Origin of the sequence: Pyrobaculum neutrophilum V24Sta (genome assembly GCF_000019805.1) — an archaeon.
In the GTDB taxonomy this organism is placed as follows: Archaea; Thermoproteota; Thermoprotei; order Thermoproteales; family Thermoproteaceae; genus Pyrobaculum; species Pyrobaculum neutrophilum.
Genome location: NC_010525.1, coordinates 53,110 through 68,698, shown reverse-complemented (window position 1 = coordinate 68,698; position 15,589 = coordinate 53,110). Strand labels below are relative to the sequence as shown.

At 59.0% G+C, this 15,589-nt stretch carries 11 protein-coding genes; 1 reads left to right on the top strand and 10 read right to left on the bottom strand.

The features are described from left to right. Positions 1–4: 4 nt before the first annotated feature. From TNEU_RS00360 to TNEU_RS00340, 5 genes are read right to left on the bottom strand one after another with little or no spacing between them, the layout of a single operon-like run. Entirely contained in the window at positions 5–559 is a 555-nt protein-coding gene (locus TNEU_RS00360; RefSeq protein ID WP_012349453.1) for a hypothetical protein, read from the bottom strand. Then, positions 556–1,275, bottom strand: a complete 720-nt coding sequence (locus TNEU_RS00355) for a hypothetical protein (RefSeq protein ID WP_012349452.1) — start codon at positions 1,273–1,275, stop codon at positions 556–558. The genes TNEU_RS00360 and TNEU_RS00355 overlap by 4 nt, the downstream gene beginning before the upstream one ends. Before the next feature lie 31 nt (positions 1,276–1,306). Next, the gene (locus TNEU_RS00350; protein WP_012349451.1) at positions 1,307–1,984 is read right to left on the bottom strand and encodes a nucleotidyltransferase family protein; all 678 of its coding nucleotides are present in this window, start codon (positions 1,982–1,984) and stop codon (positions 1,307–1,309) included. After that, positions 1,981–2,316, bottom strand: coding sequence for a hypothetical protein (locus TNEU_RS00345; protein ID WP_012349450.1), 336 nt, complete (start codon positions 2,314–2,316; stop codon positions 1,981–1,983). Before TNEU_RS00345 ends, TNEU_RS00350 begins: the two co-directional genes overlap by 4 nt. A gap of 22 nt (positions 2,317–2,338) precedes the next feature. Next, entirely contained in the window at positions 2,339–3,256 is a 918-nt protein-coding gene (locus TNEU_RS00340) for a carbohydrate kinase family protein (RefSeq protein ID WP_012349449.1), read from the bottom strand. 40 nt (positions 3,257–3,296) lie between these two features. Between TNEU_RS00340 and TNEU_RS00335 the strand changes: the two genes are divergently transcribed. Then, on the top strand, positions 3,297–3,788 hold the full coding sequence (locus TNEU_RS00335; protein ID WP_012349448.1) for a hypothetical protein: 492 nt from the start codon (positions 3,297–3,299) through the stop codon (positions 3,786–3,788). On the opposite strand, the gene TNEU_RS00330 is transcribed toward TNEU_RS00335, so the two are convergent. The 5 genes from TNEU_RS00330 to TNEU_RS00310 are packed head-to-tail and all read right to left on the bottom strand — an operon-like array spanning position 3,776 to position 15,587. Then, positions 3,776–5,530, bottom strand: a complete 1,755-nt coding sequence (locus TNEU_RS00330) for an ATP-dependent DNA ligase (RefSeq protein WP_012349447.1) — start codon at positions 5,528–5,530, stop codon at positions 3,776–3,778. The genes TNEU_RS00335 and TNEU_RS00330 overlap by 13 nt on opposite strands. A gap of 7 nt (positions 5,531–5,537) precedes the next feature. Beyond that, on the bottom strand, positions 5,538–6,068 hold the full coding sequence (cyaB, locus tag TNEU_RS00325; RefSeq protein WP_012349446.1) for a class IV adenylate cyclase: 531 nt from the start codon (positions 6,066–6,068) through the stop codon (positions 5,538–5,540). Beyond that, positions 6,049–6,873 carry a hypothetical protein gene (locus tag TNEU_RS00320; RefSeq protein ID WP_012349445.1) on the bottom strand — a complete coding sequence of 275 codons (825 nt, stop codon included), beginning with the start codon at positions 6,871–6,873 and terminating at the stop codon, positions 6,049–6,051. Before TNEU_RS00320 ends, cyaB begins: the two co-directional genes overlap by 20 nt. 29 nt (positions 6,874–6,902) lie before the next feature. Continuing rightward, positions 6,903–7,499 (bottom strand): AMMECR1 domain-containing protein, encoded by a 597-nt coding sequence (locus tag TNEU_RS00315; RefSeq protein WP_012349444.1) that lies wholly within the window; start codon positions 7,497–7,499, stop codon positions 6,903–6,905. Positions 7,500–7,556: 57 nt separating this feature from the next. Further along, on the bottom strand, positions 7,557–15,587 hold the full coding sequence (locus TNEU_RS00310; RefSeq protein ID WP_012349443.1) for a collagen binding domain-containing protein: 8,031 nt from the start codon (positions 15,585–15,587) through the stop codon (positions 7,557–7,559). Positions 15,588–15,589 lie beyond the last annotated feature (2 nt).

Sequence of the window (15,589 nt, the reverse complement as noted above, 5' to 3'; positions counted from 1 at the left end):
GGGGTCACAGCTTGGGGGGCGGCGCGACGAGGTTTAGGAGCTCCCAGGTGTGTTTCATCAGGGCGATCTCCTGCTTAACCCTCGCGTACGTCTCGTCGTCTATCCTACCGGCGGCTTTTGCATCTTCGATCCTCTTCTCCAGCTCCACCAGGTCGAACTTCGCCAGGTAGTCCCTGGTGAGAGACCTCGACCAGAGGTAGAGTATGCGGCTCTCGATCTCGGATATCTTCTGGGTTAGGGCGGCTAGCTTCTCCTGGTACTCGTCGATCTTCTTCTGTAGCTCCGCGGTTAGGTCTAGGTAGTCCTTCTCAGAGATGAGGCCGAGCTCCCTCTTGGCCAGCAGAACCTCCAGCTCCTTTCTCAAGCTCTCCACCACGTTTTTCAGCTGGTCTACCCTGATCTTTATCTTGGGGAGGTCCGCGTCCCAGCTGGCCTTCGCCTTGGCGGAGGCGTCTACGAAGGCCTTCCACGTGTCCTCGATGCCCTTTAGCCTCTCGTCGTACTGCGAAAGGAGCTTCTCCAGCTCGCCTAGGGCCAGATACGCTACGTCGAGGCTCATTTCAACAGCTCCTCCAGCTCTTTCTTAAGCTTTTCGTAGGTGTCGCGAGATATCTTGCCCTCCTTTAGAAGCTCGTCGAGTTTAGACAGCGACAGCTTTAGAGAGATGACCTCCGTGCTTGTGGAGGTGGAGAGCACCCTCTTGAAGTGGGCGCCCAGCCCCTCCTCCAACGCGGCGTATTTGGAGCGGACCTCCTCGAGGAGGCTCCTCAGCGCCTCCAGCTTTGCCTCTAGGTCCTTCCTAGTGGTTTCGTAGGCGTCCTGCGGCATGAAGTCCCTCTTGAGCTCCACCTCAGCGAGCATCTTTTCGTAGTCGCCAATGGTTCGGCTGAGGAGCTCCTGGGCCCTGAGGAGCGACATCTTCTCCACCTCCCACTGCCTCCGCGCTCCCACAACCCCGCTTTCGTACTCCTTCCACATGTCGTCTAGCTTTTTCACGAGGTCGTCGTATTTCAGAACCACGTTGTCTATAACAGGCTTGATGGCTTTCTCGAACTCGGCCTCCGCCTTCTCGGGCGCAAGGGGGAGGACCTCGGCCAGAGGCTTCGGCGCCTCCTCCGGCTTCGGAGCAGGCGGCCTCTCACGTGAAAACCTGATAAAGATGGGGCACTCGGCGTAGTTGCCTATGCAGTACCAACTGAAGGGGTCTATGGGCTTGTTGCTGTATCCACATACGAACCCCCCCTCGGAACGCCTCAACGCTGGACATACGCTCATCGCGTACGGGTGACGTGAAAATATATATTTGTTACGGCTTTAAACCGTCGAGTTTAACCTCCTGCGCCTTCGACAGATCCTCGATGGTGCCCACGTCGTAGAAGAAGGCCTCCTTCGCCACGTAGACGGCGACTCTGGGGATCAGAGACCGGGCGAGGGCGTCCATGTCGAGGTACTCCTCCCCAAGCCTCTTCACCACCCCCTCGGAGACTATGTAAATACCTGTTGACGTTATGTATTCCAAGGTGGGCTTCTCCCTCCAGCTCCTCAGCATCCCGCCCTCCACCTCCAAAACGCCGAACCTCAGAGACACCCTGTGTATCTGCCCCACGACTGTTAGAAGCGCTTGCCTCGATCGGTGGAGCTCGGCGGGGGCCCTCAAGTCTAGGTTGGTTAACACGTCTGTGTTCACCACGGCGGCGTCTCCATCTACCCAATCCCTCGCGTAGTACAGCTGGCCGGCAGTGCCGAGGAGCTTCCTCGACCTGAGGAAGACCACGTCTGGGTGAAACTGGGCTAGGTACCTCTCCAGCACGTCCTGCATGTAGTACCCCACCACAGCTATCTCCCTCACCCCGTTTAACCTAAGCCACTCGATTACGTAGTCCACGAGGGGTTTCGTCCCCACCGTGGCGAGGGCCTTGGGGACTAGGAAAGTAAGCGGCCTTAGCCTCGTGCCGAGGCCGGCAGCTAGGACTACGGCTTTCACAGGTAGTCGCCGAGGCCCTGCCGCTTTAGATGTGCCCTGATCTTCTCCACCTCCTGCTCCATCTTCTTGACCTCGGCCAAGATATCCCTCTTCTGCTCCTCGCCGCCCGCGGCCTTGTACGTGCAGAAGCCCTCCGGGGTCATGGCCCTGGCCTCGCAGTAGGCATACTGGCACTTGGCGCCGATACACTCGTCGTTTAGCCAGGTGCACCAGAAGACGATCTTGTTACCCCTAATCGTCGGCTTTAGGGCCTTCTTGCCGCATCTAAAGAGCGACGTGCCGTTTGGGCCAAAGGCGCATCTAGGCCCTAGGCACTGTGTTCTCTGCGCCACTATTCGACATACGGCCCAATATTTAAATCTTGTAGCCGAGCGACGCCAGAAAAGCCTCCACCTCGGCGTAGCGGGGCGAGGACCTCGCGCCGGGCCTAGTCACCTTTATCGCCGCCGCGGCGTTGGCAAACAGAAGCTTCTCGTAGGGGTCCCGCCCCCTGAGGTGCATAGCTATGTAGGCGGCGGCGAAGCAGTCGCCCGCCCCCGTGGTGTCCACCGCGTCTACCCTAAAGGCGTCGACGTGTAACAGCTTCCCCCCGCCGTATGCGGCGGCCCCCCTCGCCCCTAGGGTCACCACCAGCTCCCCCACCCGCAACTCCCTCGCCAGCTTCTCCACCGCGGTTCTGTGGTCGTGCGACCCGGCGAGGAGCCTCGCCTCCGCTTGGTTCATGAAGAGGACGTCTACGCCCTCCACCGCCGGTCTAACTATGTCAAGGCCTTTCTTTGCCAGCGCAGTCCCTCCGTCCACCGAGAGGGAGGCGCCCACCTCCCTCGCCACCTCCTTAGCCTTTAGTATCAGCTCGGTCCTCCCCGTGGCGAGGTGTATGTGTCTAACGCCGCGGAACTTCTCGGGCGTGAGGTCGCCGGGGGCCAGCCCCAGGTTGGCGCCTCTGTAGGACAGCATCCTCTTGACCCCGTCGGGGTGGACGAGGACGACCACCAGCCCCGACCTAACCCCCGCTATCCTCTTGACGTAGGTTACGTCAACGCCCTCCTCCCTCAGCTCCCGCAACGATATCTCCCCCAGGGGGTCCTCGCCCACCGCGCCTATGAACCTAGGCGCCAGCCCCAGCCTAGCCGCCGCCACGGCGAAGTTAGCCGCCGAGCCCCCTCCCCCCGTGTACAAGTCGAGAACCTCCGCGTTTTCGTCCGGCCCCGGCAGCTCGGAGACGCGTAGGTAGACGTCGAAGTTCAAGTTGCCCACCGAGGCGATCTCCACGCCTCTTCAAAACTTTAAATATAAATGTAGTGGGGCAGACGTGGACGTCCAGAAGATGCTGGAGGTGAGGAAGATGCTGGAGGAGAAGATCGCCAAGCTTCAGGAGGAGCTCAAGCTCTACACCTCCCTCCTGGAGCTTCTAGATAAAGCCATAGGGGAGAGGTCCTTCTCCACAGCCGCCCAGGTCGCCAAGCCGGAGGCCGTGGAGGAGGTTAGGGGGAAGGGCGGCGAGGTGTACGCGACGGCGGAGGTCTACCCGAACTACCTATACGTCAAATTTAGGGAGCCCGTGCGGCTAGACGGCCTCTTCAAGAGGTTCTTCCTGGACAAGTTCCTCCAGAAGTACAGGGAGGAAGACGCAAGGGAGGCGAGGCAGGGAACGCTTAAACAGGAGGAGGTGCTTAGATACGAGCTGGAGGGCGGCGAGGCGGAGGCCACGGCGATCAAGATCTACAACTACAGGACCGAGGACAGGAGGCGCGAGATACTGAGGGTCCTCAGGTGGACCCTGGAGAAGGTCTACTCGGGCTGAGCCACCTTCTTCTGCCTCTTGTAGAGCTCCACCATCTCTGCCGGCGTGGTGGCCTGCTCCGGCGATTTGTCGGTTCTGTACCGGCCGGTGAACCTGGGGAACCTAATGGCGAGGCCCACCCCCGGCCTCACGGCGCCGAGGCAACAGGTGTGAAGCGGCGAGAGGGTGATCTCCGCCCCGATCACCTCGATCACCACCTGGGGGGTGAACCAGACGTCGGGGGTCATCTTCGAGACCACCCGCGGGTGTCTATGCGGGATCTTGTACGGCTGCAGCACTTCATACATCTTCTTGAGGTCCGCGTCGGTGAAGCCGCTCCCCACCTTACACACTGTGTAGAACATGTCCGTCTGGGGGTCGTAGGCGGCTAGGAGGAAGGCGCCGTAGAGCCCCGCCCGTTTGCCTCTGCCGTAGAAGGCGCCTACCACCACCAGATCCACGGTGTCAATCATCTCGCTTTTGTAGTCCCTCTTGTACTTAATCCAGTTCCACCCCCGGGCCCCCATCTCGTATATAGACGTGGGGGATTTACAGACCAAGCCCTCCATCCCTAGGGAGACCGCCTCGTGGAAGAAGACGTCTACCTCGCCGGGGTCGTCGAAAAGCCTCCACCTGGCTATCGAGACCTTCTCCGTCTCATGCACAACCTCCGACAGCCTCAGCCTTCTGTAGATGAGGGGCTCCCCCGTGAGATCCTCGCCGTCTAGGTAGAGGACGTCGAAGAGGTTTAAAACCGCTGGGTAGCTCTCCACAGCCGCCGCCACCTCGTGCTTCCTCTTCCTATGCATCAGCTCCTGAAACGGCAACATATCCCCCGTATCTGGGTCGACCGCCACTATCTCCCCCTCCAGTATGGCCTCCCCCGCCGCCACGGACTCCTTCACGGCCTTGACCACGTCTGGATAGGCGTGGGTGATGTCCTCCAGCCTCCTGCTGAAGATCTTGACCGAGCCGCCGCTGATGTGAATCTGCGCCCTCTCGCCGTCGTATTTATATTCGCAGACAGCCGCGCCGCCGAGCTTCGCCAAGATCTCGGAAGCGCTGGAGAGCCTCTGCGCAAGCATGGGGAGTACGGGGACCCCCGGCGTGATCTTGACCTCCTCGAGGGGCCGGCCCTCGGCCACGTGGCGCGCCAGCTTGCCCATATCTGGCCACACGTGGTACGCCCTCTCGAGGGCCTCCTTCCCCACGCCGAAGGCCTCAGAGAGCGCCTCCAGCAACGTCATATCGGCGACGCCGAGCCTGAGCTTCCCCACCACAAACCTGGCGATGTACTTAGCCTCCTCGGGGGTAGCTCTGGCGAAGAGGGAGGCCAGAAGCGATATCTTCATGTCCTGCGCCCCCTCCCCCGCCGCCTTCGCCACCTTTAGGAGGGTGTCGTACACCTCCGACACCTCCAGAGGCTTCTGCTGGCCAAACGCCAGGAGACCCGGCCTCTTAGCCGCGGAGAGGGCTCTCCTGGCCGCCTCGCCCACGTCCCCAGTCCGCTTGTAGACTGCCTCCAGCTCAGACAGCGGCGTACCCGCCGCCTTAGAAACAGCCCTGAGACAGAGCTTCTCAGCCACGCCCAGCTCCACCCCCTCCCACGGGGGCTTGAGATCCCCCAGCACGAAGTAGACTATCTTGTCCACCTCGTCCGGCCTCGCCCTCTTGAGGAGGGAGGTGAGGAGCTTAACCATGGTGGTCCTCTGGGTGGTGGACTCCACAGCGGCGAGGGTTTTCACCAGCTCCCCAAACTGCACGTAGAGTCTAGCCCCCTCCTTTATAAGCCTTCAAGAAAAGCTCCAGATATGTCTCCCCCACCTCCTCCCCCACCCCCAGCTCAGCCGCAAGCCTCCTGATCTCGGCGACGGCCGCCGCCACCTCCCCCTCGCCCTCCACCACCTTCTCTATTTCGACAAACTCCCCCAGGCCCTCCACCCAGTCGAGGGACACGGTCAGCCCCCTCCCCGTGTAGTACTCGCGCCTCTTCCTAATCCTAGCCACCGGCTTGAAGCCAAGCCGCTCCAAGACCTCCAGAACCCCCAAGTCGGCCTCCGCCGTGATCTCCGCCCTGGTCTTACCGCCGAGGCCCAACCTCGGCCCCTTATACGTCACCTCGACCCTGCCCCCCACAACCCTCACACGGAGGGCCTCGTCAGTCTCCGCGAAGTTTCTGCAGGGGTGCTGGAAGTAGACGTCCTCCTCGGACTGGGCGCCGGAGGGGGAAAAGCCGAGCGACGGCAGACGGCTCTTAACTGCGGCGAGGTGCGCCCTGTATTTAACCTCCACCTCTAACATACTGTTTACAAGGCGGCGAGGCGGGGTTAGCCACGGCGAAGCCGAAGAGGAAGCAACGCGACGTCAGCTGGCCAAAATAGGCACACTCTAGGCAGCTGTCCGGCCGACCCAGAACCAGCTTGACCACGGCGGTGAGCTGGCGGGGGACTGAGGCCTCGGCGGGCCTGGGGAGGGCAGCCGGGGCCGACGGCGCGGGCTCAGCCGCAACGGGACGCTGCGGCTCCGGCCTGGGGAGCTCAAGCGGCGGCCGCGGAGGCTCTGCCCTGGGAACTTCGGGCGGCGGCCTCGGCGGTTCCGGAGGGGCAAATCTGGGCGGCTCTGGAGGCCTTACAGGCTCCGGCCTAGGCGCTTCGGCCGGCGGCTTCTGAGGCTCCGGAGGAGGCTCAAGCGGTCGGACCTCGGGTACGGGCTGAACCGGGGCGGGGGTGGGCCTCGGCGGGACGAGCTCCAGGGCGGAGAGCTCGGGGAACTCTGCCCTTGCCCTGTCCTGGACGGCCCTAAGCACCTCCTCTATGGAGACGTCGCCCTCGCCGACCTTCACCCCGTCTACTACCACGGCGGGGAACCTCGATATGCTGTACTTCTTCAGCATGTTCACGAGAGATCTGTAGTGCGGAGGGATCTTGTCGGGCGACTCCCCAACGAGCTTAAGCACCTGGTCCACGGCGTCGGGCCTGATCTTGACGGTGGCGAGCCTAACCTTGTCCGCCCTCTGCACCTGACCCCTAAGCTCCTCCACGGCCTTCTTAAGGGCGTTCTCAAGATCGACGCTCTGGCCAGCCACCACGAACAACTCAATATACATTGGCAAATGGGGCGCCCAGATATAAAAGCTTAACGCACAACTTCCAGAAATTGCCTAATAACACGGGATCTCCAGAGCTCCCTCTCGATAACCTCCCCCTCGGGGTGTAGCTCGTAGAAGATCTGAGTATCGAACCGGTACAGCCTCTCGGGAGGCCCCACCAGGGACTCCACGTATCTATGCAGGGCATCCCCCAAGATCCTCCTCTCCACCATGGTCTGAGGAAGCACCACAGCCATCCCCCGGCGAGACACGGCGTAGACCCCCTCCCTACCCCAGCCAAACCCCTCCAGCTCCCCGTCCCACTCTCGAAGCGCCCCAACCAGCGTCACCTCAACCACAGAACGCCTAAGGTCGAACTCGGTAAAACGGGGGATGCTGTATACAAGCTTCGCCGCGATCTTCGCCGTGTCGTACGCCAGATCTCTGTAGGGCTCCACAACCCCCAGAGACCCCCTGACCTCCCTCCTCTCGAAGCCTCCGGACCTCACGATGGCCTCCACAGTGACAAAAACCCCGCTCCTCATGCCAGAGAGCACGGGGTGGGCCTCGGGAAGAGGTTGCCCGCGGAGCTTAGCCAACATGGCAGAACGGACGTGAGACACTAGGATCTGGCCAAGAGACATGCGGAAAGGGGGAAAAGGGAAATAAAAAGGTTGGGGGGTAATACGAAAAAGAGGGGGTTACTTAGGCGGCGCCAGTATCTGCATCAAGCGCCTCCTCCTCCAGTTGTTGTACTCGATGATCAGTATCGCCAGTATCACTATCACTACCAACAACAGCAGGCCGTACAGCACCAGCGTCGGCAACGGTATCCTGGTGCCGAAGAAGTCAAGCCCGGCGGTGCCCGGCACCACTACCTGTATGTTCTTCACGTCGCCCGGATTCAGCGCGATCTGCGCAGTGGCCTCCTTCCCAAGAGCCTGCACCTTAACCGTGTAGGTGCCCGCCAGCACCTCCACGTTCTTCGGCGAGCTGGAGTACATCAACGTCTGCGGGCCGGTTACCTCCACAGACGAGACGTACTGGTCGATGGGCTTCTTGTCGTCGTCTACGGCGGTGACGCTCAGCTTCGCGGTGGGAACCTGGACAGCCGCAGTCACGGTCTGGCCCGGCTGCACGTTGACAGTCTGGCTGAACTCCTTGCCAAACACCGAAGTCTTAACGGTGTATGTGCCGGCCAGCACCTCCACGGGCCCTACACTACCCTGGCCTGTGGTGACGCCGACGATCTGCACAGTCCAGTCGCTTCTGACGTTGCCGAAGCCGTCTACGGCCTGGGCCACTATCTTGCCGGTGGGTATCTTGATCCTTATCACCATCTGCGGACCTTTGGCTGTGAAGGCGGTGGTGTTGGTGAAGCCTAGGCCGGTGGCCCTAGCCACGTACTGCTGACCATCCACAAGCTCAACAGACAGCTGACCCATCCCAGACCCCACGTTCTCCACAGCCACAGGCCAGTCGCTCCTCACAGCACCAAAGCCGTCAACCACCTGCACAACCACCTTCACCGTCGAGACGGGTATCTGGAGAGACAGCGCCTTCTGCGTTAGGTTGAGCACCTGCGTCTTGACTAAGGCGCGGCCCTCGGGCGTCATGGCGTTCGTAATCACCTTCACAGTGTAGGGTTGGCCAAGGACGTCGCTCCTCGGCAACACGGCCTGCACCTGGCCAGCGCCCTGTGCAGCGGTGAGGTTGCCGTACAGCACCTGAACAGTCCAGTCGCTCCTCGGTGCGCCGCTGGCGTCAACAGCTTGTATCGTCACTACGCCCGTCAGCCCAAGCTCGGCGAAGTCAAGCCCAGACAGCAGATCGGTGGTCTTTCCGCTGTACACAAGGAACTGACCGCCCTTGACAGGCACCTCCTGGCCGCCTAACGTCACGTGGGTCACGTAGATCTCAACTGGGTACTCGACAGACACAGGCACCTTGCCGCCCAGGATCATCACGCCGCCCGATATAGTGAACGGAATCTTGATATCCTTCCTAGTGCCGTTGAGGAACTCCACGCCCTTGATCAGCAGATAGCCCCTAGTGGCGCTGTTCTTCACGGGTATCTCGGTGGCATACCTCACGGTGGCCACAACGTTCCAGCCGGTCGACGGCACAGAGGCACCGCGCTGTATCTCAAATCTGCCGGCGGCAACCAAGGCGCCGGACGGATCATAGACGTAGTAGTAGTAGCTGGTAGGCGGAATCTGCGAGAGCACTCCGGTGGAGTACTTCGAAATCCTCAAGTCAACGACTTGGGCGCCGCCGTCGGCGCCGGTCTTATTAGCCGCGTTCACCAACTGCCCTACGGTCGAGGTGTCCACCACCTTCACTATCATATTCGTCAGCGGCCTCCCGGCGTCGTCCTTCACGGTGACAGTCAGCGGGTAGACATAGGTCCTTATCTTGTCGTTAACCGATGCGTCGCCCAGCTCAGTGACATCTCTCTGGATCAGTTGGTCGTAGACCCATATCGTGAACTCGGGCTTGCCCATCAACAGCTCGACGATGTAGCCGTCGTACCACGCCACCCTCACCACGTTAGATAGGCCTACCGAAGACAGATCGGGCAACGGATATGCCAGCCTACCCAAGCTGTTGCTGTACACCACAGCGTAGAGCCTGCCGGATCTGTCAAACAGCGCCACGGTCTGGTTAGCCAGCGGTCTGTCGTTCCAGTCGCGTATCTCCTTCAGCGGCAGAGTCGGGAAGTTGAACACGTACTTGTAGTCCCAGTTGGTGGTGTTCACGTCGAAGTTGCCCCAAACGCCGCGGGTCACCTCGGAGATCTTGTTGTTCAGTATGCCAAACGTCCACTGTGTCGTCTCGGCATGGCTCGCGTACAAGACGTTCTGCAGGTAGTACTGGCTCGTCAGCGGCTGTATGTACTTATCAAGCGTCTTCGGCATGGTCGGTATGCCGAAGTACTTAATCGCGTCAACCAAACCGCCGTGGTAGACCTTCAGACCGTAGGCGTAGTTGGGCTGCACCAGCCTGAAGCCCCAGACGTCGGTCGCGTTGATCATGTACGTCCTGCCGAAGCCGTAGCCGTTCAGCGGAATCATGCTCACGGTAGACTTCGCGTCAACCCTCGTCAAATTCATCGGCACCTCGTACCTCCAGTCGCGGTACTTCACAGTCAGCGATCCGACATATATCGGGAACTGGGCGTCGTTCTGCACGCTCAAGTAGTCGAGAGCCACGGTGGGCAACTTGAACACTCCTCCGGCCATCCACATGGCGGTGGAGTTCCACATAGCCACGTGCGTGTAGTTGCTCAGCAACAGCGAGCTCGTGCCGCCCACGCCGAAGCCCAGGCCGCTAATTCTGCCCGAGCCGTCGAACTCGTCCAGGTAGGTGGTGGTGACGTAGCCGCGGCAGACGGGCGGTATGTAGTTGATCACGAGGTACTTAAACAGCTTGTAGCCCTCCACAGCGACCTTGTCGTCCTTAGCCGTTAGCTCGACATACTTTGTACCAAGCGCCGGGCCCTTGGACGGGTCGTCGCTGGCGGCGATCAGCCATATCCTGGAGATGCGCGAGCCAGCCACCGAGGTCTTGTGGTACCAAGACGGCAGTAGAGCGACGTCTCCGGCTCTCACCACGTAGGTAATCGGAGCTCCGAACCCGCCATACTGGTCAAACGTCACAGTGAATCCGTTGTTGGCAGAGCCGGCTGGGTCGATGCTGTAAACCACAGTGGTGGGGTCGATGTTAGTTGGGCCAGCCAGAGACGGTACCGCGCAGTCGTACATAGACACCGTCTTGTAGTTGGCATACAGCGGCACCAACTTAACCGCACAGACGCTGTATGGAGCAGTCCTCGGGTCATACATGTAGAACTTTATCTCGTAGCGTACCCTCGCGCCCGTGGTTGCTATGGCATAGGCCAGCTGGCCAACTCTGCCGAAGTTCAGCGGCAGAGCTACCGTCGCTTGCTCACCCTTCGTGCCGTTGAGCATTGAGGTCAAGTTGTAGACCTTGTAGTCGATCAGAGTGTTGTTGTTGTCAAAGTAGGCGGTGATGTTGACCAGAGCCTTTCCGCCGCCGGCGATCTTCCACGGCAGAGTCACCAACAAGGTCCTGTAGTTAGTCACGTTGGCGCCTCTCAACCACAATCTGTAGGTGTACTCATCGTCTTCACCCACTTGCGCAACTGCAGTCTGAACAGCACATATTCTGTTGGCGCCCGGATAGGTCAACACAGACAGGATGTGGTTCCTCTCGACAACATCGCTCGAGTGGTAGAGCACACTGTAGGACATGAAGGCTGTGTCGTACATCGTACTGAACCATCTGTCGAAGCTTACGACGTACTCTGCGCTGGGTGTTGCAGGCAACACGATCGTCTTAACAGGATAGCTCATGTTGACGCCCTTCAGCACGATAGTTGCGGGACAGCTACCTGCCTGCACGTTTACGTTAACAGTTATGTCGCCGGGGGCGCCTTGAAGCGTCACGCTACCGCATTTGGCGTAGACGTAGAGGTCTATTGTGTAGTTGGCTGGATACTCGCGGACGAAGTCCTTCTTAACGGTGCCGTTTGGCAACACGGCAAGCTGTAGGTTCAACACGGCATACGGCTGAACCAAGACGCCGTTTTCAGTGCCGTTATAGGCGGTGAGGTGGAGGTAGGTGGAGTTGGACGCCGGGTCGTACTTGATATAGGCGCCGCGTAGCGTTACCGTGCCGCTGGAAGAGGCGGGGACCTGTACCGTGAAGTTCTGTAGCGGTATGGAGTTGGCGGTTCTCTGTGTGACCGTCCTCTGCTGGACGCTGTTGAGCAACGTGGTGAGGTACTTCGCAGTTGTGCCGTTTCTTATCACTGCGAGGTTAGGCAGATACACGAACTCGACGCCAGAGGTGGTCGGCTTGTAGGTTCCGTAGTACCACGTCTGGGATTGGTCACCGCTGACCGCGTATACCATATCGTTGTACATCGTCTGGCTAGACTTCGCCAGCTCGTTGTCAACAAGCCAGCCGAGGTTGTATACCTTGTACATCGAGTCAAACGGAGCAAGCAACCTCGAGGCCACCGACGCGTTTGCAAACAACGTGTCGACGGGCGTCTTGTTGGCAGCGACGCCTACGTAGACGTCAGACAGCGTGAAGCCTACGAACGCGTCGACGGGCAACCTCATGCTCTTTGTGTAGGTCGTGGTGTTGACTGGGTATACGTCGGTCCTTATGTCCACAACCGGCCCTGTGATAGTCACGTAGTCGTCAAACACCTTCTGGCCTAGGTACCACACGACGAACCTCAGCCTCTGGCCCGGCATAAATAGCCTCGCCAGCTCGGAGGCACCCACCTGCGAAGGCGTCATCGCACACACATCTATCAAGTCCTTCGGCTGCTGCGACGTCAGCAGGAACACAGCGGCGTACCTGTCCGTCGAGGCGTTGGCGATGTACCCAGCCATCGCAGCTAGGGCAAACGCGTTGATAGCAGCCGAGTAGTTGGCAGCCGCATACGTCGGACAGTAGAGATAGGTCTGCGCCTGCTTCAAGTAGTACGAGGCTAGCTTCTGGTATATCGACCTCATGCCGGTTATACCTATTACGCGGAAGTCCGTCAAAATCTTGTAGTCGTTCGTGGCGTAGTTCATCCATCTAGAGGCGTCGGGATACACGCCGCCGTCGACGACTAGCGTTACGTTCATCAAATACGGCCTAGTTGCCTGCGGATACGGCCCGAAGTAGACGTACTGGCTCCTCAGGAGGTACTTACCTGTCTTATCCCACAGCCTCACGACTAGGTCAAACACCTGCGTAGCTAGGTTAATGGGCTCCTTGGCGCATATGTATTTCGACGCGTTGCCCGCCGTGAGGACTATGGTCGTCTTGTTCACCTCTAGCCCAGCGTCAATCGCGCCCCTTGTGCCCAGCGTGTAGACGTTATCCGAGGGGTTGCGGCCCATGAACGTCGCGTAGGAGGCATAGTCGTTAGACCTCTTGATCTGCTCGTACGTATAGCTCCAGTATTTGTCAGAAGACGGCACGATGGTCCTCACGGATACCTTCAGCGGCACGCCAATAGGCACATTGGGCACGTATGCGTAGCCCGTCACGTTGGATATGCTTCTCGCCATCTCGTCGCCGGTCGCAGTGCTGAAGACTCTAACTACAAAGCCCACAAGCGGCTCCTTGAGCGGGTCGTAGTCGGCTGATATCGCCTGGCTCCAGACTCTGAAGAGCAACGGCGCGATGGGCAGGTAGAGCACCGGCTTCCTCACAACGCCGAACTTAATCGGAATCGTCAGAGGCATGGGCTGACTCGCCGGGATCTGGGAAACGTTGGCCACTGGGTAGAGCTTGTAGCCGAAGTAGTAGAGGACTGGATACGCTACAATAGAGCCTCTTGTTAGGTCGAGCTGCGGGTTGCCCCACTGGTCAATCGGTATGTACACGTCGACAGGCACCTCGCTTCCAAGCGGTAGCCTGCTGATTGTTACGCTACGGTCTCCAACCGTCACGTTCAGCGTTAGGTAGGCGCCGGCCAGGCCGGCAGATACGCCGGATATCGGGTTGCCACATGCGTCCCTCAGAAGTATGTTCTGGAATATCCTAATAATCGCTATGTGTATCACGTGCTCCCTGTCGTAGAATCTGGCGGGGGTGGCGTACTCAACATTGTACATGTCAACCCTGTTGTTGGAGTCATATACCGGCTGGAGCACTCCTCTGACAGAGGCGGCGTCTTGCTTCATCAAGCCCGTGGACGTGACGTTTGGATACCTCACGATGATGTTAGCGGTACCTACCAGGGCGTCGTTGTAGTAGATCCTGAACTTGTAGGAGTAGCTTCCGACGATCCCAATGTTGAACTTGGAGAAGTAGCCGCTGTACGCCATGGCATCGCTGTAGTTGAAGTACCTAAAGCCGCTGGTTGTCAAGTTGGCGATCAAGGTCGGGGCTGGTAGGTAGCCGCTTGCGTTGAACCACGCAAGTAGGCTAACTCTGACGTTGCCGACAAACCCGGGAGCAGGCACATAGGGCGGCAGGGACCATATCACTTGGCCGAGCCATGGATCGTACGTAATAGCTCCGTCGTAGGCATATCTGTCAATGTACACGGTGTCTCCGCTTACCACAAACCTCAGCGAGGCTAGGTCGAGCGGATCGCTGTAGTAGTACTCCCTTGGATTAGGCAACGCAGGAGGTAGCGACAGGTTGCTCCACCTCCACAGCCTAATCTGGACGGGCAGAATCGACACGTTGAGGACGCCCTGCCAGTTCACCGGCGCCATAAGCGGAGCTTCGAACACGAGGGCGTTGACCACGTCGTTGCCGCTGTTGTATACGTACTCGGCCACCAGCTTTGTCACGAAATCTTGTGTAGATAGGTCAGCGGTGGTATCCGTCAACTTCAGCATCCCGCCGAGTCTTGTCAGAATTATCGGCTGGTACAAGCTCAGCACTGCTGCTCTGAACCCATCAGGCCCTAGGTTGTAGTAGCACTGCTTTAGGTCGTTGAAGCTGGTTATAGTACCACAGACCTGGTTGAGGGCGGCTTTGACATCGCCTATGTCCAAACGCCATGAGCCCTGGGCGCGGTCGAAGGTGACCCAGTTGTCGCCTATCTTCGTCTGTATCTTGAACCTGAAGCTCTCTGGGTTGAATACCGGGTTGCCCTTGAGGTCTAGCAAGCCTGTGATCTTGACGGTGTACGTCGTCATGTTCCAGATCACCAGGCCGCAGGACATGGGCACCGGCGTGCCGGTGCCGGGGCCTGCGGTCTTGTTAAGCGTCATAGATACGTACCTCAGGAGGTTGTAGGCATACTGGATGGAGTTCTTGCTCTGTATCACAACGCCCGTGTTGCCCTCAATGGTGAGGTAGATGTAGTAGCCATACGACACTTGTTTCTGGTCAACCTTAACGCTGTATTGATCCGGCGTTGTACCCGCGCCACCGAGGTTATAGACGTAGGACCCTAGGTATGTGAACGGGCCAAATACCGCCTGCACGTTGGGATCTATGCTCCTAACGTAGTTGGTCGGCCCTACCGCCGGGCCGACGTTGTTATCCAGCGTTATGGTGGCGCCCCCAATTGTGACAGTCCTAGTAAGCGTAAGCGGGAACTGCTTGCCCAGGGTGTTTACGCCTATGTAGAACGTGTGTATCGTCGAGGCGGAGAAGTTGCCGTAGTGTCCCTGCCCATTATAAACCTTTATGACGCCCCACGGTCCGTTGTATACCTCCTGGCCAGTGAGATCCGGTCTGCCCGTCAGATTGCCCAGAACGTCTATAAGCGGCGTGTTTGTAAATGTCTTGTTGTATATGAGGAAGTAGTAGCCTGGCCGGGGCCACTCTACGACGATAGCGACATACCAGTCCGAAGGTTTTGTTACATTGAGACCGCTTGGGAAGCTTATCTGGAAGTTTACGAAGCCTGTGGCATTTGCAGTGGCGCTAGTCCTTAGGTCCTTGAACTGGGGCGGATATACGGGGTTTTGTCTTATTTCTCTAATTATTAGGGTGAAGTTTTTGCCTGCCGCGAATCTATAGGTCGGGTAGTTCGAGAGCGATTTTGACCAGGGGTTACAGAGGACGTAGTTGGGGTCTAGTTGGTATGCGGCTCTGGCGTCGTTTATCTGCATTACCACATTGAAGGTGGAGGGTAGGACGTATCCCCCTCCCCTCTGAGTTTGTGCGTATATCATTGCGGGGAGCGCGACAGCGAGCAGTAGCCCTAACAGGAGTAACCTTGTTTTGTTATGCATGA

Bases quoted from the DNA above. Each gene is read 5' to 3' on its own strand.
- TNEU_RS00355 (WP_012349452.1), bottom strand. From the start codon at position 1,275: ATGAGCGTATGTCCAGCGTTGAGGCGTTCCGAGGGGGGGTTCGTATGT.
- TNEU_RS00360 (WP_012349453.1), bottom strand. From the start codon at position 559: ATGAGCCTCGACGTAGCGTATCTGGCCCTAGGCGAGCTGGAGAAGCTC.
- cyaB (WP_012349446.1), bottom strand. From the start codon at position 6,068: ATGTTAGAGGTGGAGGTTAAATACAGGGCGCACCTCGCCGCAGTTAAG.
- TNEU_RS00310 (WP_012349443.1), bottom strand. From the start codon at position 15,587: ATGCATAACAAAACAAGGTTACTCCTGTTAGGGCTACTGCTCGCTGTC.
- TNEU_RS00315 (WP_012349444.1), bottom strand. From the start codon at position 7,499: ATGTCTCTTGGCCAGATCCTAGTGTCTCACGTCCGTTCTGCCATGTTG.
- TNEU_RS00320 (WP_012349445.1), bottom strand. From the start codon at position 6,873: ATGTATATTGAGTTGTTCGTGGTGGCTGGCCAGAGCGTCGATCTTGAG.